The 22,395-nt window shown below is 68.9% G+C and carries 21 protein-coding genes; 9 read left to right on the top strand and 12 right to left on the bottom strand.

Features of this window, described 5'->3' with window-relative positions:
- Window positions 1-2,296: NADP-dependent malic enzyme (locus VFY73_RS18640; protein WP_329721522.1), on the bottom strand; the 2,296-nt coding region annotated here is incomplete at its 3' end.
- A gap of 153 nt (window positions 2,297-2,449) precedes the next feature.
- Between VFY73_RS18640 and VFY73_RS18635 the strand changes: the two genes are divergently transcribed.
- From VFY73_RS18635 to VFY73_RS18615, 5 genes are read left to right on the top strand one after another with little or no spacing between them, the layout of a single operon-like run.
- Window positions 2,450-4,522 carry a sensor histidine kinase gene (locus VFY73_RS18635; protein WP_329721520.1) on the top strand — a complete coding sequence of 691 codons (2,073 nt, stop codon included), beginning with the start codon at window positions 2,450-2,452 and terminating at the stop codon, window positions 4,520-4,522.
- Window positions 4,519-5,205, top strand: coding sequence for a response regulator transcription factor (locus VFY73_RS18630; RefSeq protein WP_329721518.1), 687 nt, complete (start codon window positions 4,519-4,521; stop codon window positions 5,203-5,205). The genes VFY73_RS18635 and VFY73_RS18630 overlap by 4 nt, the downstream gene beginning before the upstream one ends.
- Before the next feature lie 53 nt (window positions 5,206-5,258).
- The gene (gene thiL / locus VFY73_RS18625; protein WP_329721516.1) at window positions 5,259-6,230 is read left to right on the top strand and encodes a thiamine-phosphate kinase; all 972 of its coding nucleotides are present in this window, start codon (window positions 5,259-5,261) and stop codon (window positions 6,228-6,230) included.
- Window positions 6,230-6,850 carry a phosphatidylglycerophosphatase A family protein gene (locus VFY73_RS18620; protein WP_414654491.1) on the top strand — a complete coding sequence of 207 codons (621 nt, stop codon included), beginning with the start codon at window positions 6,230-6,232 and terminating at the stop codon, window positions 6,848-6,850. Before thiL ends, VFY73_RS18620 begins: the two co-directional genes overlap by 1 nt.
- Window positions 6,851-6,862: 12 nt before the next feature.
- Window positions 6,863-7,387 carry a CinA family protein gene (locus VFY73_RS18615; RefSeq protein WP_329721514.1) on the top strand — a complete coding sequence of 175 codons (525 nt, stop codon included), beginning with the start codon at window positions 6,863-6,865 and terminating at the stop codon, window positions 7,385-7,387.
- On the opposite strand, the gene VFY73_RS18610 is transcribed toward VFY73_RS18615, so the two are convergent.
- Window positions 7,333-9,621: a putative bifunctional diguanylate cyclase/phosphodiesterase gene (locus tag VFY73_RS18610; protein ID WP_329721512.1), complete on the bottom strand. Its 2,289-nt coding sequence runs from the start codon at window positions 9,619-9,621 to the stop codon at window positions 7,333-7,335. The two genes, VFY73_RS18615 and VFY73_RS18610, sit on opposite strands and share 55 nt — an antisense overlap.
- 82 nt (window positions 9,622-9,703) lie before the next feature.
- Here VFY73_RS18610 and VFY73_RS18605 point away from each other — a divergent pair, with 82 nt between their 5' ends.
- Complete coding sequence (locus VFY73_RS18605; RefSeq protein WP_329721510.1) at window positions 9,704-10,654, top strand: glyoxylate/hydroxypyruvate reductase A; 951 nt, start codon at window positions 9,704-9,706, stop codon at window positions 10,652-10,654.
- Between the two features lie 105 nt (window positions 10,655-10,759).
- On the opposite strand, the gene holA is transcribed toward VFY73_RS18605, so the two are convergent.
- The 7 genes from holA to VFY73_RS18570 form a co-directional block, all read right to left on the bottom strand.
- A complete protein-coding gene (gene holA / locus VFY73_RS18600; RefSeq protein ID WP_329721508.1) occupies window positions 10,760-11,869 on the bottom strand; it encodes a DNA polymerase III subunit delta in 1,110 nt (369 codons plus the stop codon).
- Window positions 11,870-11,888: 19 nt separating this feature from the next.
- Window positions 11,889-12,413 (bottom strand): LPS assembly lipoprotein LptE, encoded by a 525-nt coding sequence (gene lptE, locus VFY73_RS18595; RefSeq protein ID WP_329721506.1) that lies wholly within the window; start codon window positions 12,411-12,413, stop codon window positions 11,889-11,891.
- Between the two features lie 2 nt (window positions 12,414-12,415).
- Window positions 12,416-15,052, bottom strand: a complete 2,637-nt coding sequence (leuS, locus tag VFY73_RS18590) for a leucine--tRNA ligase (protein WP_329721504.1) — start codon at window positions 15,050-15,052, stop codon at window positions 12,416-12,418.
- Window positions 15,053-15,166: 114 nt separating this feature from the next.
- Window positions 15,167-15,601 carry a biopolymer transporter ExbD gene (locus VFY73_RS18585; RefSeq protein ID WP_329721502.1) on the bottom strand — a complete coding sequence of 145 codons (435 nt, stop codon included), beginning with the start codon at window positions 15,599-15,601 and terminating at the stop codon, window positions 15,167-15,169.
- Between the two features lie 13 nt (window positions 15,602-15,614).
- Entirely contained in the window at window positions 15,615-16,262 is a 648-nt protein-coding gene (locus VFY73_RS18580; RefSeq protein WP_329721500.1) for a MotA/TolQ/ExbB proton channel family protein, read from the bottom strand.
- The gene (gene dapB / locus VFY73_RS18575; protein ID WP_329721498.1) at window positions 16,263-17,069 is read right to left on the bottom strand and encodes a 4-hydroxy-tetrahydrodipicolinate reductase; all 807 of its coding nucleotides are present in this window, start codon (window positions 17,067-17,069) and stop codon (window positions 16,263-16,265) included.
- Window positions 17,066-17,614 (bottom strand): outer membrane protein assembly factor BamE, encoded by a 549-nt coding sequence (locus VFY73_RS18570; protein ID WP_329721496.1) that lies wholly within the window; start codon window positions 17,612-17,614, stop codon window positions 17,066-17,068. Before VFY73_RS18570 ends, dapB begins: the two co-directional genes overlap by 4 nt.
- 148 nt (window positions 17,615-17,762) lie before the next feature.
- On the opposite strand from VFY73_RS18570, the gene fur reads away from it, so the two are divergent.
- On the top strand, window positions 17,763-18,251 hold the full coding sequence (gene fur, locus VFY73_RS18565; RefSeq protein ID WP_329721494.1) for a ferric iron uptake transcriptional regulator: 489 nt from the start codon (window positions 17,763-17,765) through the stop codon (window positions 18,249-18,251).
- On the opposite strand, the gene hprK is transcribed toward fur, so the two are convergent.
- The 3 genes from hprK to hpf all read right to left on the bottom strand — a co-directional run bounded on the left by hprK (window position 18,205) and on the right by hpf (window position 20,402).
- Window positions 18,205-19,161: an HPr(Ser) kinase/phosphatase gene (hprK, locus tag VFY73_RS18560; RefSeq protein WP_329721492.1), complete on the bottom strand. Its 957-nt coding sequence runs from the start codon at window positions 19,159-19,161 to the stop codon at window positions 18,205-18,207. The two genes, fur and hprK, sit on opposite strands and share 47 nt — an antisense overlap.
- 109 nt (window positions 19,162-19,270) lie before the next feature.
- The gene (locus VFY73_RS18555; RefSeq protein ID WP_329721490.1) at window positions 19,271-19,741 is read right to left on the bottom strand and encodes a PTS sugar transporter subunit IIA; all 471 of its coding nucleotides are present in this window, start codon (window positions 19,739-19,741) and stop codon (window positions 19,271-19,273) included.
- Between the two features lie 319 nt (window positions 19,742-20,060).
- Complete coding sequence (hpf, locus tag VFY73_RS18550) at window positions 20,061-20,402, bottom strand: ribosome hibernation-promoting factor, HPF/YfiA family (protein WP_329721488.1); 342 nt, start codon at window positions 20,400-20,402, stop codon at window positions 20,061-20,063.
- A 380-nt stretch (window positions 20,403-20,782) separates the two neighbouring features.
- Between hpf and corA the strand changes: the two genes are divergently transcribed.
- The gene (gene corA, locus VFY73_RS18545) at window positions 20,783-21,757 is read left to right on the top strand and encodes a magnesium/cobalt transporter CorA (RefSeq protein ID WP_329721486.1); all 975 of its coding nucleotides are present in this window, start codon (window positions 20,783-20,785) and stop codon (window positions 21,755-21,757) included.
- A gap of 128 nt (window positions 21,758-21,885) precedes the next feature.
- Window positions 21,886-22,338 carry a hypothetical protein gene (locus tag VFY73_RS18540; RefSeq protein WP_329721484.1) on the top strand — a complete coding sequence of 151 codons (453 nt, stop codon included), beginning with the start codon at window positions 21,886-21,888 and terminating at the stop codon, window positions 22,336-22,338.
- Window positions 22,339-22,395 lie beyond the last annotated feature (57 nt).

Raw genomic sequence — 22,395 nt, 5'->3', positions numbered from 1 at the left:
CGGCGGCCATGGCCGCGGCGTGCGCCACCGTCAACGCCGTCATGTTCACCACGCGGCGCATCGTGGACGCCGGCGTGAGGATGTGCGCCGGCTTGGCCGCCCCCAGCAGCACCGGGCCCACGGTCACGCCGTTGCCGCCGGTGACCTTGAGCACGTTGAAGAGGATGTTCGCCGCGTCCAGGTTGGGCAGCACCAGCAGGTTCGCCTCGCCCTTCAAGGTGCTGCGTGGCATCAACTCTGCGCGGTAGGTCGCATCGAGCGCGGCGTCGCCGTGCATCTCGCCGTCGACCTCCAGCCACGGCGCGGCCTGCTGGATCAACGCCAGCGCTTCGCGCATCTTCACCGCCGACGGCTGGTTGCTGGAGCCGAAGTTCGAATGCGACAGCAGCGCGGCCTTGGGCTGGATGCCGAAGCGGCGCATCTCCTCGGCTGCGAGCACGGTGATCTCGCACAGCTGCTGGGCCGTCGGGTCGTAGTTGACGTGGGTGTCGACCAGGAACACCTGGCGTCCCGGCAACAGCAGCCCGTTCATGCAGGCGAAGGTGTTGACACCCGGGCGCTTGCCGATCACCTGGCCGACATGGTTCAGGTGCAGCTCGGTCGAGCCCCAGGTGCCGCAGATCATGCCGTCGACCTCACCCTTGTGCAGCAGCATGCTCGAGATCAGCGTCAATCGGCGCCGCATCTCGATCTTGGCCAACTGCTCGGTCACGCCGCGCCGGTCCATCATCTGGTGGTAGGTCTGCCAGTAGTCGCGGTAGCGCTGGTCGTCGTCGATGTTGACCAGCTCGTAGTCGCGGCCTTCCTTCAGGCGCAGGCCCATCTTCTCGATCCGCGCCCGGATCACGCTGCCGCGGCCGACCAGCCAGGGCTGGGCCAGGCCCTCGTCGACGACGACCTGCACGGCGGACAGCACGCGCCGGTCCTCGCCCTCGGCGTAGGCCACGCGCTTGGCCTTGGCCTTCTTCGCGACGGTGAAGATCGGCTTCATCAGCGTGCCCGACGCATAGACGAAGCTCTGCAGCTTGTCGCGGTAGGCCGCCAGGTCGGTGATCGGCCGCTGCGCGACGCCCGAGGCGCGCGCAGCGTCGGCCACCGCCGGCGCGATCTGCATCATCAGCCGCGGGTCGAACGGCTTCGGAATCAGGTACTCGGGCCCGAACGACAGCGTGGCGCCGGCATAGGCCGTGGCCACCACGTCGCTCTGCTCGGCCTGGGCCAGCTCGGCGATCGCGCGCACCGCAGCGATCTCCATCTCGTCGTTGATCGTCTTCGCGTTGCAGTCGAGCGCACCGCGGAAGATGTACGGGAAGCACAGGACGTTGTTGACCTGGTTCGGGTAGTCGGTGCGGCCGGTGGCCATGATCGCGTCGTCGCGCACCGCCTTGACCTCTTCCGGCATGATCTCCGGTGTCGGGTTGGCCAGTGCGAAGATCAGCGGCTTCGGCCCCATCGCCTTGACCATCTCGGGCTTCAGCACGCCGCCGGCCGACAGGCCGAGGAACACGTCGGCGCCGACGATCACCTCGGCGAGCTTGCGCAGGTCGGTCACCTGCGCGAACTCGGCCTTGTCCGGGTCCATCAGCTCGGTGCGGCCCTCATAGACGACGCCGGCGAGATCGGTGACCCAGACGTTCTCTTTCGGCAGGCCGAGCTTGAGCAGCAGGTTCAGGCAGGCCAGCGCCGCGGCCCCCGCGCCCGAGGCCACCAGCTTGATGTCCTTGATGCTCTTGCCGACGACCTTCAAGCCGTTCAGCAGTGCCGCTCCGACGACGATCGCCGTGCCGTGCTGGTCGTCGTGGAAGACGGGGATCTTCAGCCGCTCGCGCAGCTTGCGCTCGACATAGAAGCAGTCCGGCGCCTTGATGTCTTCGAGGTTGATGCCGCCGAAGGTGGGCTCCAGCGCGGCAATGATGTCGACCAGCTTGTCCGGGTCTTTTTCGTTGACCTCGATGTCGAACACGTCGATGCCGGCGAACTTCTTGAACAGGACACCCTTGCCCTCCATCACCGGCTTGCTGGCCAGCGGGCCAATGTCGCCCAGGCCCAGCACCGCGGTGCCGTTGGTGACCACGGCGACCAAGTTGCCGCGCGACGTGTAACGGAAGGCGTTGGCCGGGTCTTCGACGATCTCTTCGCAGGCGGCCGCCACGCCGGGCGAATACGCCAGCGCCAGGTCGCGCTGGTTGATCAGCTGCTTGGTCGCGCTGATCGCCACCTTGCCCGGCGTCGGGAACTCGTGGTACTCCAGCGCGGCGCGGCGCAGTTCAGCTCTTTTTTCCTCGAAGGTCGGCATGGGGCGGTCCTCGCGCAGCGTGGGGGGCGGATTGTAGGAGGCGAGTCTTGACAGCTTTGACAGCTTGGCCGTGCAGTGTCGCCAAGCGGGCCGGCCCTGGGCATGCGCGAAACTGCTTACGGCCGGGGCGGATGGCCCCACCATACTGCGCCGATGAATCCGCCCGCGCCCAGCGCCCCGCCCCCTGAGCCGCCGCGCGCGCGCCGCGGCGTGCGGTGGCTGCTGTGGGGCGCGCTGGTGGCGCTGCTGTTGGTGGCGCAGTCGCTGCTGGTCGGGCTGACGCTGAGCTACGAAGAGGCCCGCGCGCAGGACCGGGTCGACGCGGTCGCCGCGGCCGCCTCGGGTGAGATGCGGCGCCAGGTGCAGCGCAGCCTGCAGAGCGCGCAGTCGTTGACCTGGAACGACCCGCCGCTGGCGCAATGGCATTACGACGCGCTGGAAATGCTGCGCCAGCGGCGCGAGTTCCTGCGCATGGAAATGCGCGACAACGACCAGAAGCTGCTGAACGCGGTCGAGACGCCGTTTCGCTCACCGGTCTTTGGCGTCATGGCCCGCACCGAGCTGGAGATCGAGATGCAGGCGGCCTGCGCGACCGCCCGTCGCGTTGCCGCGCCGCAGTTCTCGCGTTCGTACTTCGTGCCACAAGCCGGCGGGCTGGGGGTGGAGGTGGTCGATCTGTGCCTGCCGCTGGACCGCGGCGGGCGGCCCCGCGGCTACATGGTCGCCACGCTGGCGTTGGGCCAGCTGCTCGAAGACGCGGCCAATGCGACGGCGGCGCGCGACCATGAGCTGTCGCTGGTCGAGGCCGATGGCACGCGCCTGGTGCGTGCCGGCCTGCACCGGGGCACCGGGGTGTTCCATGCGACGCGGCTGGTCGACTTGCCGGGAAATTCGTTGCAGCTGCGCGCCGATGCAGCGCAGGGCCGCCCCGGTCTGATCCCCAACCTGACCCTGGCGTTGGTGGTCGGCCTGTCGTTGATGCTGCTCGGGCTGGTGGTGCTGCTCGCACGCGACGTACGCCGGCGTGCGATCGCCGAGACCGCGCTGGCCGAGGCGCTGGCCTTTCGGCGGGCCATGGAGGATTCACTCGTCACCGGCCTGCGCGCGCGCGACGTGCGTGGCCGGGTGACCTACGTCAACCCGGCGTTCTGCGCGATGGTCGGGTTCGAGGCCCATGAACTGGTCGGCAGCGACCCGCCGCCGTACTGGCCGCCCGAACGCATCGACGAGTACCGCCAGCGCCAGTCCGAGCGGTTGAGCTTGCGGCGGGACCTGAGCGCCCAGCGCGAAGGCTTCGAGACCCAATTCATGCGGCGCAACGGCGAACGTTTCCCGGTGATGATCTACGAAGCGCCGCTGCTGGACCGCGTGGGCCACCACGCGGGCTGGATGAGCGCGGTGCTCGATGTCAGCGCCGCGCGGCGGATGGAGGAGCTGTCGCGCCAGCAGCAAGAGCGCCTGCAGGCGACCGCGCGCCTGGCCACCGTCGGCGAGATGGCCTCGCTGCTGAGCCACGAGCTGAACCAGCCGCTGGCGGCGATCGCGAGCTACGCCACCGGCTCGCTGAACCTGGTCAACGAGGCCGGCCAGCAGCCCGGCGAGGCCATGGCCGAGACCGTGGCGATGCTGCGCCAGGCGCTGGAGCGCATCGCCGAGCAGGCCGAACGTGCCGGCCGGGTGATCAAGAGCGTGCACGGCTTCGTGCGCCGGCGCGAGCGTTCGCGCGAGGCGATCGGGGCCGATCTGCTGATCGAAGCCGTGCTGCCGCTGGTGCGGCTGCAGGCGCGCAAGAGCGGCACCCGGATCGAAGTCGAATGCCCGAAGCCGGCGCCGCGGGTGTGGGTCGACCGCACGATGGTCGAGCAGGTGCTGCTGAACCTGACACGCAACGGCATCCAGGCGATGGAGGGTGATGCCACGCCGCTGGACCAGCGGGTGCTGACACTGCGCGTGACGCAGCCGCATGCACGTTGGGTCCACGTGACGGTGAGCGACTGCGGGCCGGGCATCGCGGCCGATGTCGCCGCTCGGCTGTTCACGCCGTTCTTCACCACCCGGGAGGAAGGCATGGGGCTCGGGCTGTCGCTGTGCCGCACGGTGATCGAGCAGCATGGCGGTGCGCTCGACTTCGGCCCCGCCACGCCGAACGGCCAGGGCACCGAATTCCGGTTTACCCTTGCGGTTCCCGACCCGGCCCGGCACGCGGCCGAACCGCCCGTCGCATGAACCCCAGCCCCAGCCTGTCTTCCCGCTTCGGCCTGCCGATGGTCTACCTCGTCGACGACGAGGATGTGGTGCGCGACGCGCTGGCCTGGCTTCTGCGTACGCGGCGCCTGCTATCCGAGGGCCACGCCAGCGGCGATGCCTTTGCCGCCTTCCTGGCGGCCAAGTCGCCCAGTGATTGGCCGAACGCCCCCTCGTGCCTGCTGCTCGATGTCCGCATGCCGGGCCTGTCGGGTCTGGCCCTGTTCGACCAGTTGGTCGAGCGGGGCTTCGTCGAAGCGCTGCCGGTGATCTTCCTGACCGGCCATGCCGACGTGCCGACCGCGGTGGCGGCGGTCAAGCGCGGCGCATTCGATTTCGTCGAGAAGCCGTTCTCCGACAACGCATTGGTCGACCGGATCGAGCAGGCGCTGCTGCGCAGCGAGGCCGCGCTGGCCCGACGCGCCGACAAGCGCCAGGTCGAGCGCGCCCTGGCCGAGCTGACCGAGCGCGAGCGCGAGGTGATGTACCTGGTGGTCGAGGGCAAGCCGAACAAGCTGATCGCCGATGCGCTGGACATCAGCGTGCGCACGGTCGAGGTCCACCGGGCACGGGTGTTCGAGAAGATGAACGTCAAGTCCGCGGTCGAGCTGGCGAACATGCTGCATCCGCTGCCGGGGCAGCGCCCGCACCCCCCGGGCGGCTGACGCCATGCCGTTCCGGCGCGTGCCGATGGGCCCGCCGGCCTGACAATCGCGGCATGGCCCTCGGTGAATTCGACCTGATCGAAAAGTACTTCCGCCCACCGGTGCAGCGCGCCGCGCTGGGCGGCGGCGACGATTGTGCGTTGCTGGTGCCCACGCCCGGCATGCAGCTCGCGGTGTCGACCGATCTGCTGGTCGAAGGCCGGCACTTCCTGTCGACCGTGGCGCCGGATCGGTTGGGCCACAAGGCGCTGGCGGTCAACCTGAGCGACCTCGCCGCCTGCGGCGCCGAGCCACTGGCCTTCACGCTGGCCCTGAGCCTGCCGCGGGCCGATGCAGCATTCCTCGCGCCGTTCGCCTCCGGCTTGCTCGCGCTGGCCGAGCAGCATGAGATCGAGCTGGTCGGTGGTGACACCACCGCCGGCCCGCTGACGATCGGCATCACCGTCATCGGCGAAGTGCCCGAGGGCCTGGCGTTGCTGCGCAGCGGCGCAGCGCCGGGCGATGAGCTGTGGGTCAGCGGCTGCCTGGGCGACGCACGGTTGGCGCTCGAGGTCTTTCGCGGCCACGCCGAGCTGCCGGGCGACGCCTTCAGCGCGGTGCGCGAGGCGATGGAGCGGCCGCAGCCGCGCGTGGCGCTGGGCCAGGCGCTGCGGGGAGTTGCGAGTGCGGCAATCGACCTGTCCGACGGACTGCTCGGCGACCTCGGCCATATCCGCCGCCGCTCGGGCGTCGGAGCCACCGTCTGGCTCGACGCGCTGCCCCGCAGCGCCGCGCTGGCCGCCCAGCCGCAGGCCTTGCAGCGCGAATGCCTGCTGGCCGGCGGCGACGACTACGAGCTGTTGTTCACGGCGCCTGCTGGCGCGGCCGACGCGGTGCGCGCAGCGGGATTGGCCAGCGGCACGCCGGTCACTCGCATCGGCCGCATCGAGCCGCTGGCGATCGGCCTGAAGGTGTTTGCCGAAGCCCACGGCCGTGAGCCGCTGGACCTGTCGGCCTTCGCCGGCTTCGACCATTTCAAGCCCTGATGGACCCCCACGACCCCTTGCCGATCGAAGACGCGCAGGTGCGCAGCGAAACCCCCGCCAGTCCGCCGGGCCGTGGCCCGGTGATCGACGACGGCGCCGCGGCGCCGCGTCGCGCCAGTGCGCGCCTGATGTTCTCGCACCCCGCGCACGCGCTGTCCCTTGGCTTCGGCAGCGGCCTGTCGCCGGTGGCCCCCGGCACCGCAGGCACCTTGTGGGCCTGGCTGGCCTACACCGTGCTCAGCGTGTGGCTGACGCCGCTGGGCTGGGGCCTGGTGTTGGCCGTGGGCACCGCAGTCGGTGTGTGGGCGTGCACCCGCACTGCCCAGGCGCTGGGCACCAGCGACCCGAGCGCGGTGGTGTGGGACGAGATCCTCGCGTTCTGGGCCATCCTTTGGCTGCTGGCACCGGCCAGCTTCAATGTGCAGCTGGCGGCGTTTGCGCTGTTCCGGTTCTTCGATGCGGTCAAGCCGGGGCCAGTGGCCTGGGCCGATCGTTTGTTCAAGCCCACTGCCGGCCTGCCGCCCGGCTGGCGTCAGGGGGTGGGCATCCTGCTCGACGATGCGGTGGCGGCGCTGTGCACGCTGCTGGTGCTGGCGCTGTGGCGCCTGCTGGTCGGTTGAAGAAGGACGTCGATGCCCTTGCTGCTCGATGACGTTGCCCTGATGGAACGGGTGTCCGACTTGGCCGACGTGCTGCGCGCCCGAGGCCTGCGCATCACGACCGCCGAGAGCTGCACCGGTGGCCTGATCGCGGCCCTGTGCACCAGCCTGGCCGGCTCGAGCGACTGGTTCGAGCGCGGATTCGTCACCTACAGCAATGCGGCGAAGGCTGAGGCGCTGGGCGTCGATGCGGCCCTGATCACGACGCACGGCGCAGTCAGCGAGGCCGTGGTGTTGGCCATGGCGCGTGGCGCCCTCACGCACAGCGCCGCCGACCTGTCGCTGGCGGTGACCGGCATCGCCGGCCCGGGCGGCGCGACACCGGGCAAACCTGTCGGCCTGGTCTGGCTGGGCTGGGCCTGGCGAGAAGGTGCCGAGATGAAGGCCGAGGCCGATCGGCAGGTTTGGCCCGGCGACCGCACGGCGGTGCGCTCGGCCACCGTTCAGTGGGGTTTGGAGCGATTGCTGGCGTTGGCCGCCGGCCGCAGCGCGCGCTGATCGAACGTGCCCGGCGCCAGCACCGTCGCGACCGCGGGATGTTGGGGGCCGCGGTGCGTGGCCCATTGCGGCTCGTTGCTGGCGGGCGCCGGCCGTGCAAAGAAGAAGCCTTGTTGCCAGTGGCACCCGGCCTCGGTCAGTGCATCGCGTTGGGCTTCGGTCTCGACCCCCGAGGCCGCGACGCCGACGCCGAGGCTGCGCGCCAGCTGAACGATGGCGTTGACCGTCGTGCGGGCTTCCTGGTCTTCGGGCAGGCGACTGACCAGCGTCGCGTCGATCTTGATGCGGGCCGGGTGCAGCTGACCCAAGCGCGCCAGCGACACCATCGACGAACCCACGTCTTCCAGCACCAGCGACACGCCCATCGCCCGCAACTCGTCGACACGCGCCTGGGTGAACTCGGGGTCGCTCATCATCGTGTGGCTCGACAACTCCAGCTCCAGCTCGCCGGCACCCAGGTGGTGGTCCTGCATCGCACGCGCCAACAGACCCGGCAAGTGCTCATGGCGGAACTCGCCAATGCTCAGGTTGACCGCCATGCTGCCGGTCTGCAGGCCCGCCGCCTTCCATTGCGCCAACTGTTCACAGGCGCTGCGCAGGGCGTGCTGCTCGAGCGCATGGATTTGGCCGCATTCCTCGGCGCGGTGGATGAAGCGCGCCGGCGGCAGCAATCCTTGGCTCGGATGCTGCCAGCGCAACAAGGCCTCGGCACCCACCGCCCGGCCGGTGTGGGTGTCGATCACCGGCTGGTAGTGCAGCAGCAGCTCACGTCGCGTCAGCGCCATCGCGAGTTCAGCGTCGCCGCCGGGTTTGGGTGTGTCCGCGCGCCCGGGTTCTCGGAACAGCATGTAGCGGCCGCGACCGGCGGCCTTGGCGCGGTACATCGCCTGGTCAGCGTGGCGCAGCAGGTCGTCGAAATTGCCGCCATCGGCCGGGAACATCGCCACGCCGACGCTGGCGGAGACCTGCATCTGGACTGATTTTTCAGGCAGCGGCACGGGGGCTTCGATCGCATGGATCACCCGCAGTGCCGTATGGCCAATGGCCTGGCTGCCCTTCACGTCGGGCAGCAGGGCGATGAACTCGTCGCCCGACAGCCGGCCGACGATGTCCGAGCCGCGCATCATCTGGCGCAGGCGCTGGCCCAGCGTGCGCAGCAGCTCGTCGCCCGCCGGGTGGCCGAGGGTGTCGTTGATGTGCTTGAAGCGATCGAGGTCGATGAACATCAGCGCCATCGGCTGCTGCGAACGCTTGGCGGCGGCCAGCGCGTGGTCGAACAGCTCGCGGAACAGGCGCCGGTTCGGCAGGCCGGTCAGCTGGTCGACCATCGCCATGCGGTGCAGTTCGGCGTTGCTGCTCTCCAGCTCGGCGAGCAGGCTGTCGAGCCGGTCGTGCGCCAGGTTCAGGTGCTGCCCGAGCTCGCCCAGTTCGTCGTGGCGCAGCCAGTCGACGCGCGACGCCGGACGGGCGCCGGGCTGGGCCATCGCACTGGCCTGGCGCTTGAGCCGGTCGATTGGCCGCAGCAGGCGCCAGTTCAACACCCACAGCAGCACGATCGCACCGAACACGACCTGCGCGGCGACCAGCCGCAACAAGGCGGCCTGGCGGTCGCCCAACAGCTGGTCTCGCACCCGGCTGTCGAAGCCCAGACGCAGCGTGCCGATCTGCTGGCCACCGGCGACGACGGGCTGCTCGAGCCATAGGCCGTTCGCGTTCGAGGCGCAGGAGCCCACCGCGGGCACACCGCCCGATCCGGTGGCACTGCGCAGCTCCATGCTGCAGATCAGCGGGTCGCGCAGCGTGGCCGATTGCAGCGACGCCAGCTCTGCCGATTCGCCGCGGTGCCAGGGCTCGGCAACGGCCGCGGCGACCAGCACGAGCGCATGTTCGCGCCGGTGTTCGACCAGCGGGTCGATCTGTCCCCGCGCGGTGCGAGCATCGGCCCACAGCATGCCCAAGCCCGGCAGCACGACACCGGCGGCAATCGCCGCCAGCACCGTCATGCGGATCGACATGTGGGGCCAGTGCCAGCGCCGTGGCAGTGAAGGCGCGTCGATCTTGGCGTCGGGGGCCCGGGGACTGTGGTTAGCCTGGTTCGGCGCGTCGGTGCGCTTGGGCCGCCTGCTTCGCTTGGCCGACGCACCGGGCCATGGCGGCGAGCCGCCCAGGCGCACGTCCGGCACGCCGGGCGGACCTGCCGTCGGGTCGGACGATGCACTTTTTGTCGTTGGCACGCGCACGCTCCACTCGGTCCATCACCGGCCGCGCAGGGCGGCCGGTGAGCGTTTGGATTGTGAACCGGTTAGGCTCTTGAGCATGAGTGTTTACCTGTGTGGCGAACTCGACCCTCCAGAGGTGCAGGCCTGGCTGCAGGCGCTGCGTGCGGCCCTGCCCGAAGAGCGGATCGACACCTCGCTGTTGTCGTTGGACCCGGCGACGGTGGACGTGGTCCTGGTGGCCAACCCGCCGCCCGGCCAGCTGAAAACGTTTACCTCGTTGCGGCTGATCCAGTCGCTATGGGCCGGCGTCGACCGCCTGCTGGCCGACCGCACCTTGCCCGCGGACGTGCCGCTGGCGCGCATGGTCGATGACTCGATGAGCCAAGCCATGGCCGAGACCGCGTTGTGGGCCGTGTTGTCGCTGCACCGCGGCTTCTTCGACTACGCGCAACAGCAACGCGAGTGCCGCTGGGCCGTGTTGCCGCAGCGCCGCGCCGACGAGCTGCAGGTGGCCGTGCTCGGCCTCGGCCAGCTGGGCCGCGTGGTTGCCAGCCGTCTGCTGGCACAGGGCTACGCGGTGCATGGCTGGCGCCAGGGTGGCCGCAGCGCTGGACCGGCGGCGCCGGCCGGCGTGACCGTGCATGCAGGGCTCACCGCGCTGGCGCCGCTGCTTGCGTGCAGCGACATCGTCGTCAACCTGCTGCCGTTGACCGACGACACGCGCGACCTGTTCGACGCCACGCGGCTGGCGTGGATGAAACCCGGTGCGGCATTGATCAACCTCGCGCGGGGCGCCCAGGTGGTCGAAGCCGACCTGCTGGCCGCGCTGGACAGCGGCCAGCTGTCGCGAGCGGTGCTCGATGTGTTCCAGCGTGAGCCGCTGGACGTGTCACACCCGTTCTGGGCCCACCCGCGCGTGACGGTGCTGCCACATGCCGCGGCCCTGACCGACCCGCGCAGCGCAGCCCGCGTGGTTGCTGCGAACGTGCGCGCACTTCGCCGCGGCCAGCCGTTGGCGAACCTGGTGGATCGGCGCCGCGGGTACTGAAACCGTCGGATGTGGCGCCATGCGCATGGCGACTTGGTGCATAAATAACAGGTTATTGTGACGGCAATCCATCTGCGCAGCTTGGGTATCGACCGATGGTCGTCGTCAGGCGCCGGAAGGTTCGCTCTGCAACGCCAACGGCGACGGCCGCTGACCACGGCGGCTGCGAGCCGCGGCGACCAGGTCCAGCGTCATCAGCATCAGGCGGCGCAGCCCGTCCCAGGCATCGTCCGGCCAGCCGGCGTGGCGCAGGCCCTTGATCAGCCCGTCGCAGGTGCTGGCGGCCTCCACCAGCGCGGCCAGGCGTTCGTCGTCGATGGCCGGCAGCAAGGCCTCGAAGGCGCGTTCCTTGTCGCCCCAGACGCGGGCTTCGCGCAGTGCCATCGGCACCGGCTTGCCGCTGGCCATCGCCGAACGGGCGCGTTGCAGGGACCGGATGTCCTCGGTCAACGTCCAGTGCACCAGCACCGCAGCCTCGCCTTCGGCCTTCAGCCCATCGAGCATGCGCAGGGCGCGCGGCACCTGGCCCGCCAGCACGGTGGCCCCGAGCTGGAAGACATCGAAGCGTGCGACATCGAGCACCGCGGCTTCGATCTGCTCGAAGCTCAACTCGCCTTCAGGGTGCAGCAGCGCGAGCTTCTGCAGCTCCTGGTGCGCCGCCAGCAGGTTGCCCTCGACGCGGTCGGCGAAGAAGGCCAGCGCCTGCTGCCCCGCCTCGCCGCCGGCCACGCGCTGGCCCTGCTTGGCCAGGCGTTGGGCGATCCAGTTCGGCAGCGCGTGGCGCTCGACCGGATCGACGCGCACGGTGACACCGACACGGTCCAGGGCCAGGAACCAGGCGCCCTGCTGCTGCTGGCGGTCCAGCCGCGGCAGGTGCACGATCGTCAGCACCTCTTCCGACAGCTGTTCGCAATAGGCTTGCAGCGCGGCCGAGCCGTCCTTGCCCGGTTTGCCGCTGGGAATGCGGATCTCGATGATCTTCTTGTCGGCGAACAGGCCCATCGACTGCGCCGCGCCGAGCACGCCGCTCCAGTCGAAATGCGCGCCGCTGACGGTGAAGACCTGACGCTCGCTGAAGCCGGCGGCGCGGGCGGCCGCCCGCAATGCGTCGGCCGCTTCCTGCGCGAGCAGCGGCTCGTCGCCATGGATCGTGTAGATGGTCTTCAGGCCGCCGCGCGTCAACGCGGTGGCGAGCTGGTCGGCGCGGACCTGCATCGGGTGTCGACGCCCCGGGTCAGCCGGCGGCCGGGGCCGTGGCCTGGCTCACCGGACGGCCGGTGGCCGCCAGCATCTGCAGCAGTTGCTGGGCCAGGTCCATGCGCATCTCGCGCACCAGGCCCGCCTCCTCGACCTGCTTGGCCAGCGCGGCGGTTTCGTCGTAGCTCATGTCGCGCGTCAACTCCAGCTGCGTCTCGGGCAACTGCGGGCTGCCGTCGGGCCGGTCGAGCCGGAAGCGCAGTGTCACGCGCAAGCGGAATTCACGCACCTGGCCGGCGGCGGTCGACGCAGCGACGGTCTTGTCGAAGCGGTCCTCGATCGCCAGCAGCACGACATCGGCGTCTTTCGGCTGCGCCACCACCGTGACGCTGCGTGGCAGCGACTGGCGCAACGCCTGGGCCATCGGCGAGTTTGGCTTGAAACCGCTGATCGCCAACTTCGAGAACGGCAACTCGGCCGGCCGGCGCAGCGCAAAGCCACAGCCGGCCAATGCGATGCTGCCGAGCGTGGCCAGCAGGAGCGTGCGCCGGGTGACGGTCACCGTCAGACCACCACGTTGACCAGGCGGCCAGGCACGATCACGACCTTTTTCGGCGGCTTGCCCTCGGCGAACTTGATGCAGTCCGGGTTGGCCAGCGCGGTGGCTTCGATCGTCGCCTTGTCGGCCTCGGCCGGCACCTTGATCGCGCCGCGCAGCTTGCCGTTGACCTGCAGCATCAGCTCGATCTCGTCTTGCACCAGCGCGGCTTCGTCGACCGTGGGCCACGGCGCGTCGAGCAGGTCGCCCAGTGCGGCCGCATAGCCGAGGTCGACCCACAGTGCGTGGGTGATGTGCGGGCAGGCGGGGTAGAGCACGCGCAGCAGGACTGACAGGCCCTCGTGGACCAGCGCCGGCTCGGCCTGGCCGTCGCGCGTGGCGTCTTCCAGCGTGTTGAGCAGCTTCATCGCGCCCGAGATCACGGTGTTGTATTGAAGGCGCTCGAAATCGTGACTGACCTGCTTGAGCACCAGGTGGATCTCGCGCCGTGCCGTGCGCGCGGCCTCGCCCGTGGCCGCGCCTGCACCGGCACGCACGCTGTCGCGCTGCTTGTGCGCGAAGGCCCACAGGCGGCGCAGGTAGCGGTGCGCGCCTTCGACGCCAGCATCGGACCAGGCCGCGCTGTCCTGCGGCGGGCCGGCGAACATCGTGAACATGCGCGCGGTGTCGGCGCCGTAGCGGCCGATGATGTCGCGCGGCTCGACCACGTTGTTCTTCGACTTCGACATCTTCTCGATGCCGCCCAGCGTGACCGGCAAGCCGTCCTCGCGCGCCGTGGCGCCGATGGGCCGGCCTTTGTCGTCGTGCTGCACCTCGACCTCGTTCGGGTAGAACCAGCGCTTCTTGCCCGACGCGTCCTCGCGGTAGAAGCTCTCGTTGAGCAGCATGCCCTGCGTGAACAGGCGCGTGAACGGTTCGTCGAAGCCCACCAGCCCCATGTCACGCATGACCTTGGTCCAGAAGCGCGCGTACAGCAGGTGCAACACGGCGTGCTCGATGCCGCCGATGTACTGGTCCATCGGCATCCAGTACTTGGTGCCGTCGCCGACCATCGCCTCGTCGTTCTTCGGGTCGCAGTAGCGCATGTAGTACCAGGCGCTGTCGACGAAGGTGTCCATCGTGTCGGTCTCGCGCCGCGCCGGTTTGTCGCAGCTTGGGCAGGCGACCTTCAGGAAGGCGTCACACTTGTTCAGCGGGTTGCCGCTGCCGTCCGGGATCAGGTCTTCCGGCAGCACGACCGGCAAATCCTTCTCGGGCACCGGCACGCTGCCGCAATCGTCGCAATGGATGATCGGGATCGGCGTGCCCCAGTAGCGCTGGCGGCTGATGCCCCAGTCGCGCAGACGCCAGGTGGTCTTCTTCTCGCCCAGGCCCTTGGCAGCCAGTGCCTCGGCGACCTTGTCGACCGCCGGCTTGTAGGCCAGGCCGTCCAACATGCCCGAGTCGACGCAGCGGCCGCGCTGTTTGTCGCCGTACCAGTCGGCCCAGGCGGCGGTTGAATACGTCTCGCCATCGACGGCCACGACCTGCTTGATCGGCAGGCCGTACTTCAGCGCGAACGCGAAGTCGCGCTCGTCGTGAGCCGGCACGCCCATCACCGCGCCGTCGCCGTAGCCCATCAGCACGTAATTGCCGACCCAGACCTCGACCTGAGCGCCGGTCAGCGGGTGGGTCACGAACAGCCCGGTCGGTCGGCCCTCTTTTTCTTTCAGCGCCAGCTCGGCTTCGGTCGTGCCGCCCTTCTTGCATTCCTCGATGAAGGCGGCCAGCTCGGCGTTGTCGCGCGCCGCATGCTCGGCCAGCGGGTGCTCTGGCGCCACCGCACAGAAGGTCACGCCCATGATGGTGTCGGCACGGGTCGTGAAGACATACATCCGGCCATCGCCGATCAAGGCGCCATCGGCGCCGCGGATGTCGTGCGTGAATGCGAAGCGCACGCCCTCGCTCTTGCCGATCCAGTGCTCCTGCATCAGCCGCACGCGTTCGGGCCAGCCGGCCAGATAGTTCGGCGCGGCGGGGTCGGCGACGTTGGCCAGCAACTCGTCGGCGTACTGGGTGATGGCGAGGTAGTAGCCCGGAATTTCGCGCTTTTCGACCGGCGCGCCAGAGCGCCATCCGCGGCCGTCGACGACCTGCTCGTTGGCCAGCACGGTCTGGTCCACCGGGTCCCAGTTGACGACCTGGGTCTTCCGGTAGGCGATGCCCTTCTCCAGCATCTTCAGGAACATCCATTGGTTCCACTTGTAGTAGCTGGCGTCGCAGGTGGCGACCTCGCGGCTCCAGTCGAAGCCCAGGCCCAGCGGCTGCATCTGCGACTTCATGTCGGCGATGTTCTCGCGCGTCCACCGGGCCGGTGCGACCTTCTTGTCGATCGCCGCGTTCTCGGCCGGCAGGCCGAAGGCGTCCCAGCCCATCGGCATCAGCACGTTGCACCCCTTCATGCGCAGCTGCCGCGCCATCATGTCGTTGATGGTGTAGTTGCGCACATGGCCCATGTGCAGCTTGCCCGAGGGGTATGGCAGCATCGAGCAGGCGTAGAACTTCGGCTTGCTCGCGTCTTCGGTGACGCGGTAGGCGTCACGCGAATTCCAGTGCGCCTGGGCGGCGCTTTCGACCTCGGCGGGGACGTATTTCTCGTTCATCCGCCGATTGTAAGGATGGGACCCTCTGCGTCCCTGCGGGCCGGTCCCCCCGAGGGGGAGCGTTCGCCTTGGGACGGCCCGGCGGCGAACACCTTCCGGCGCCGGCGACGTGGGCTACTTCGGCGCGCTGGCCGCGGCTGCGCCGGCCGTGATGAAGCCGATGCGCGACAGCCCGGCCTGCTGCAGCAGGCCGATCAACTCGGCCACCCGGCCATAGGGCACGTTGGTGTCGGCGCGCAGCTGCACCTCGGTGGCCGGGTCGCGGCCGGCAGCGCGCTCAGCCTGCTCGCGCAGCTCGTCCAGCGTCACCGGCTGCTCGGCGACGTAGAGCTTGCCCTGCGCATCGATTGCCAGCGCGATGAATTTCGGCGTCTCGCTCGAGCGGCTGCCCTCGGCCTTCGGCAGATCGAGCCGCAGACTGCTGCTCATCAGCGGCGCGGTGATGATGAAGATCACCAGCAGCACCAGCATCACGTCGATCAGCGGCGTCATGTTGATGTCGCTCATCGGGTTGGGTGCGCGTGCGCGCTCGAGGCGGCCGAATGCCATGGCGAGCGACGCGTCAGTCGTCGTGCAGCGCGATTTCGCGCAGGTCGTGCGCAAAGCCTTCGAGCTCGGCCTCGCAGGCACCGAGCCACTTGCCGAACACGTTGTAGGCCAGCACCGCGGGGATCGCCACCGCCAGGCCGGCGGCGGTCATCACCAGCGCCTCGCCGACCGGGCCGGCGACCTTCTCGATCGTGATGCCGCCGGAGGTCGCGATGCCCAGCAGCGCGTGGTAGATGCCCCAGACGGTGCCGAACAGGCCGACGAAGGGAGCCGTGGCGCCGACCGAGGCGAGGAAAACCTGGCCCATCTGCAGGTGCGCCAGGCCGGCGTGCAGCGCATCGCGCAGGCGTCGCGTCAGCTGTGATTCGACGGCGCCGTGCGTCTGCAGCGTGCCGGCGCCCGGCTGGTGGAACGCGGCCTCGGCCAGTGGCGCGATCACGCCTTCACGGTCGAGCGCCGCCAGGCGCTCGCGTGCCGCCTTGCGATCCGGCGCGTTCCAGAACGCGTCGATGCCGCGGCGCAGGTCGACCCGCGCACGGTGCAGCACCCAGGTTTTCCAGAAGATCAGCACCCAGGCGCCCACCGACATCACCAGCAGCATCAATGCGACCGAGCGGCCGATCGCATCGCTTTGAAACCAGAAGCCTTGCAGACCTTCCATTCAGCGGGCCCCCATCCCGAGCACGTCGGCCATCGTGTACAGGCCGGGCTTGCGGCCGGCGAGAAAGCGTGCTGCACGCAGGCTGCCCTGCGCAAACACCGCGCGGCTGGTGGCCTTGTGGCTGATCTCGATGCGCTCGCCGGTGCCGGCGAACAGCACGGTGTGGTCGCCGATGATGTCGCCGCCGCGCACGGTGGCAAAGCCGATCGTCGCCGGGTCGCGCTCGCCGGTGACGCCCTCGCGGCCGTAGACGGCACAGGCCTTCAGGTCGCGGCCCAGCGCGTTGGCGACCGATTCGCCCATCGCGAGCGCCGTGCCGCTGGGCGCGTCGACCTTGTGGCGGTGATGGGCCTCGACGATCTCGATGTCGAAGCCCTCGTTCAGGGCGCGCGCCGCGATGTCGAGCAGACCCAGCACCACATTGACGCCGACGCTCATGTTGGGCGCCATCACGATGCCGATGTCCTGCGCTGCATTGGCAATCGCGGCCTTCTGGGCTGGTGTGAAACCGGTGGTGCCGATCACCATGGCGGCGCCGCGCGTGCGGCAGGCGGCCAGATGCGCCAGGGTGCCTTCGGGGCGGGTGAAATCGATCAGCACCTGCGCATCGGCCAGGCCGATGGCCAGGTCGTCGGTGACTTTCACGCCGCTCGCGTGGCCCAGCCACGCAGTGGCGTCTTGCCCGATGCTCGGGTTGCCGGCATGGGCCAGTGCGCCGGCCAGTGTGCAGTCGGGCGCCTGGTGGACGGCCTCGACCAGCATTCGGCCCATCCGGCCGCTCGCACCCGCCACGGCCACTCGGATCATGGGGCTTCCAGCGGCGGGTAGTTGCGAACAGCGCCCTGCGGTACAGCGGCCGCCGCGGCGGTCTCGACCTTCGGCGGCAGCGGCAGGTTCTTGCGCTCTTCGTCCGTCAGCTCGAGCTTGGGCACCTCGCCGCGGCTCGGCCGGCTGATCGACGCGACGAACTCCAGCTCGCTCGGCAGATCCGGCGCCTGCACGGACTTGACCACGTCGCCATCGAACAGCACCACCACCGAGCGTTGCTGCGGCTCGGTGCCCTGGCGGCGGATCACGAAGACATAGTCCCACCGCTGGGCGTGGAAGGGATCGGCCAGCAGCGGCGAGCCCAGCACGTCGCGCACACGGGCGCGTTGGGTGCCGGGCTTGATCGCGGCGATCTGTTCGCGGGTGACCACGTTGCCCTGCACCACCTCGACCCGGTAAGGCGTGATGACGCTGGTGATGCCGTCGCTCATCGTGCGGGTGATGAGCGTGCAGCCCGCAAGCGTGGCCAGGCCCAGCAACGCAGCGGTGACGGGAACGATGCGGGGAAGGCGAAACAAGGGCATGGGAGGTACGCGCAAGGGCAAGCGGGCCGGGGGTGCCGACAGCCGCCAGGATGGTGACGCTGCGCAGGCCCCGGCGGGAGCCGGGCTGGCTATGATGCAACGATTCTAGCGGCCTGCCCCGGCCGCACCGGACCGCGAGAGCCAGACCATGCCCACCCATGTCGACGAACTGAAAAGCAGCGGCTTGAAGGCCACGCTGCCCCGATTGCGCATCCTCGAGATCTTCCAGAAGTCGACGGTGCGCCACATGACGGCCGAAGACGTGTTCAAGGCCTTGCTCGGCGAGGGCTCGGACATCGGCCTGGCCACCGTCTACCGCGTGTTGATGCAGTTCGAGCAGGCCGGCATCCTGGCACGCAGCCATTTCGAATCCGGCAAGTCGGTGTTCGAGCTGAACGAAGGCCAGCACCACGACCACTTGGTGTGCCTGACCTGTGGCCGGGTCGAGGAGTTCTTCGACCCCGAAATCGAGGCGCGCCAGCGTTCAGTGGCACAGACGCGCGGTTTCGAGTTGCACGACCACACGCTGGCGCTGTACGCCGTCTGCACCAAAACCGAGTGCGAACACCGACCGGCTGGCGGTGGCGTGCTCAGGGCTCCCGCAGGGCATCCATCGCCGCCTGGTGGCGGCCAATGAACTCCTGGTAGGTGTCGATCCCGCGCAGCTGCAGGATGGTGTTGCGCACCGCGGCCTCGACCAGCACGGCCAGGTTGCGGCCGGCGTCCACCGCGATCACGACCTTGCGCACCGGGATCTCGAGGATCTCCTCGTACAGCGGTTCGTAGGGCAGGCGCTCGAACTCGCGCTCCATCGTCTCTTTGCGCACCAGGTGCACGATGAGCTTCAGGCGCATCTTGCGCCGCACGGCGGTCTCGCCAAAGATTGCCTTGATGTCCAGCAGGCCAATGCCGCGCACCTCGAGCAGGTTCATCAGCAGGTCGGGGCAACGGCCTTCGAGCGTGCTCTGCGAGACGCGGAACAGATCGACCGCGTCGTCGGCGACCAGGCCATGGCCGCGAGAGATCAGCTCCAGCCCGAGTTCGCTCTTGCCCAGGCCTGATTCGCCGGTCAGCAGCACGCCCAGGCCGAGGATGTCCATGAAGACGCCGTGGCGCGTGGTCCGCTCGGCGAACAGCTGGCTCAGGTATGAGCGCACCACGTCGATCACATGGCCGGCCGAGGCCGAGGTGATGAACAGCGGGATCTCGGCGCGGTCGCACATCGCGACCAGGCGGTCCGGCGCGCGCTGGTCGTCGGCGACGATGATCACCGGCGGCTCCAGCGTCACGATGCGCTGGATGCGGCGCTCCAGCACTTCGGCCGGCGCGTCGGCCAGGTAGGCGACTTCGCGCCGCCCGACCAGCTGGACGCGGTACGGATGGATGTAGTTCAGGTAGCCGACCAGGTCGGCGGCGGAGCGGGCGTCGCGCACCGCGGCTTCATCGAAGCGGCGCTCGGGGTGCGCGTGGCCGGCAATCCATTCCCAGCGCAGCGAAGGCTGGTGTTCCTCGAACAGCGCCTCGGCGCTGATGGAAATGGGCTTCACGCGGCGTGGAAGGAGGTGGAGCGAGGCGCGCGGCGGCCCTCGCTGGGGCATCCCAGGCTGGTGCGCCCCAGCGGGGGGCGGACACGAAGCGGCCTGGGGGCTGGCATCCTTAGGCCACCGACTTGAGGGGTTCCCAGTCGGCGATCAGCCGATGCACGGTGGCGGCATCGGGCGCGGCTTTCAGTTTGTCGCGCAACTCGCGGTCCGACAGCAGCTCGGCGATTTCGGACAGGATTTCGAGGTGGCGCTGGGTCGCGGCTTCAGGCACCAGCAGGAAAATCAGCAGGCTGACCGCCTCGTCGTCCGGCGCGTCGAAGGGAATGGGGCTCTGCACCCGCAGCACCGCGGCCAGCGGATTCTTCAGGCCCTTGACACGGCCGTGCGGCACGGCGACCCCGTGGCCCAGCCCGGTCGAGCCCAAGCGCTCGCGCGCAAACAGGTTGTCGGTGACGGTGGCGCGGGCAATGGCATGCTGGTTTTCGAACAGCAAGCCGGCGTGCTCAAAGGCGCGCTTCTTGCTGGTGGCATCCACACCCACCAGCACGTTGTCCACGGGCAGGATGGCGGCAAGGCGGTTCATGAACGGCTCTTTCGACAACAACGATCAAGGGGCGTCTGTGTCTTTCGGCCGGTGATCCCTCCGGCTTTAAGGGTGCGGATTATAGAAATCGGTTGCATCCCACACGACGTCAACGTCAGCCCGGCAACCAGGGTTGACCCGACGATGCTGCGTTGCAGCAACACAGTCTAGCGAGTCGCTGCCCGAATGGGCGATTTTCTTTGTCAACAAATAGCAAGGCGACCCCATGGGTCGCCTTGGTGAAGGGCGAGGCGGCTGGTGGCCGCCTGCGGCGGGGGCTCAAGCAACGAATCGCTGCTCGCGAAAGTTCCCCTGGGGCTCAGGACGCGCTGGCGTCCTGGCGTTTGACCGACTCGTGGTGATGGTCTTGCAGCCGGTCCTTGTGGCGGCAGACCTGGCGGTCGAGCTTGTCCATCAGCTGGTCGATCGCCGCGTACAGGTCTTCGTTCGATTGCTCGACGAAGATGTCGCGGCCCTTCACATGCAAGGTCACTTCGGCCTTCTGTCTGCGCTCCTTTTCCTTCAGCTTTTCAACCGTCAGCAGCACGTTCACATCCACCACCTGGTCGAAATGGCGCGTGATGCGCTCCAGCTTGGTGAGCACATACTCTCTGAGAGCAGGTGTCACTTCCAGGTGGTGTCCGCTGATCGTCAAGTTCATCGAGGCCTCCTTGCAAGGGAAAGGGTTACCCACCGCACCGGCTTAGGCCAAGCCGGTTTCATGACGCCGAGATGACGCCACCGGTCCGACCCAGTGTGCCCCCGGGGCCCTGCTTTGACAAGAAAAAGAGACCGCCCTTCCGCCGGTTAGACTGTGTCGTTTCGTGCGGATACCTCGCTCCGCCGCAGGGCGATAATCCGCCGTTGTCTCACTTTTTGAAACGCCACCGTGGACAGTTCCCACCCTCGGTGACCGCCTGCTCCAGCCACCATCGGGCTTAACGGTGGTTGTCGCCAGGGTGGGCGGTTGAACCGAACAACCCCATCCGAGTGACTTCGCGGTGCCGCCCCCAGCTGTCGGCCCGCCCCGCTGGAGCCCCCATGCTCAACGTCTTCACGCTGGACAAAGGCCGCCTGTCAGGCCGGTTGCTGCAAGAAGAAATCGATTCCGCGGCCGAGCTGGCCGAGGTGCAGCCGGTCTGGGTTGACCTCGAAGCGCCCACCGCCGAGGAGATCGGCTGGATCGCCGGCCGCTTCGGGCTGCGCATCCCCGACAACATCGTCGACGACGACCTCGAAGAGTCAGCCCGCTTCTACGAGGAAGACAACGGCGAGCTGCACATCCGTTCCGACTTCCTGATCGACGACGACGTCACGCCGCGCAACGTGCGCGTGGCCTTCATCCTCTACAACAACGTGCTGTTCTCGGTCCACGCCGAGGATCTGCCGGTGTTTCGCCTGCTGCGCCTGCGTGCGCGCCGCATCCCGGCGTTGATCGAGGATGCGAAGGACGTGCTGCTGAAGCTCTACGACGCCGATGCCGAATACTCCGCCGATGCGCTGGAAGGCATCTACGACAGCCTGGAGGCCGTCAGCGCCCGGGTGCTGAAGCAGGACGTGGACGACCGCGCCGCGGGCGAGGCGCTGGCCGCGATCGCGAAAGAAGAAGACTTGAACGGCCGCATCCGCCGCAACGTGATGGACACCCGCCGCGCGGTCAGCTTCATGATGCGCAGCCGCATGCTCAACGCCGAGCAGTTCGAGGAGGCGCGCCAGATCATGCGCGACATCGATTCGCTCGATTCGCACACCGCGTTCCTGTTCGACAAGATCAACTTCCTGATGGACGCCACGGTCGGCTTCATCAACATCAACCAGAACAAGATCATCAAGATCTTTTCGGTGGCCAGCGTCGCGCTGCTGCCGCCGACCCTGATCGCCAGCATCTACGGCATGAACTTCAAAGCCATGCCCGAGCTGGACTGGGCCGCCGGCTACCCGTTTGCGCTGGCGCTGATGCTGGCGTCGGTGGCGGCACCGTTCATCTACTTCCGGCGCAAGGGCTGGCTGCGCTGACAGCGCCCCTTGGCGTTGAATTTGTCGCGTCCGCCGGCGCTGTTCGGCCGATCGGCCGGCTGGCGCTCGGTTAGATTTCCTGCGCGGTCGTGACATCGGGTCGGGCCCGCGGGAAGGCTGGACGTTCGATGGCAAATACAAGACTCGCCTGGCTGCTGACCGCTGCCCTGTGCCTGAGCGCCGGGGCGGCCCACGCCCAGTTCGCGATGGTGCCGGCGCCGCAGAGCGCGGCCGCCCCGGCGCCATCGGCCGCCGACACCACCGATTCCTACAAGAAGGACGCTGCGCGCCATCTGTACGGCGCCTACGCCAGCCAGATCTACCGCGGCAAGCTGCCGCCGCTGCTGTTCGGCATCGCGATCGTCGAGACCCGGCTGGACGACAAGGGCAACGTGATCGACGTCGCCGTGCTGCGCCCGCCGGCGGCCAAGGAGGTCGGGCCGTGGGTGGTGCAGCTGATCAAGAGTGCCAGCCCGTTCCCGGCGCCGGCCCGCCTGGGGCTGATGCGCTTCACCGAGATCTGGCTGGTCGACAAGTCCGGCCGCTTCCAGCTCGACACGCTGACCGAAGGGCAGAACTGAGCGCAAGCACGACACGGTGATCCGTGCCGCGCTTGCGGGGGTAAGGACTGCCGCGCA

It is taken from the genome of Ideonella sp. (assembly GCF_036277275.1).
Taxonomy (GTDB): Bacteria; Pseudomonadota; Gammaproteobacteria; order Burkholderiales; family Burkholderiaceae_C; genus Ideonella.
The sequence above is the reverse complement of the archived record's forward strand: the minus strand, read 5'-3'. Positions and strand labels throughout refer to the sequence as shown.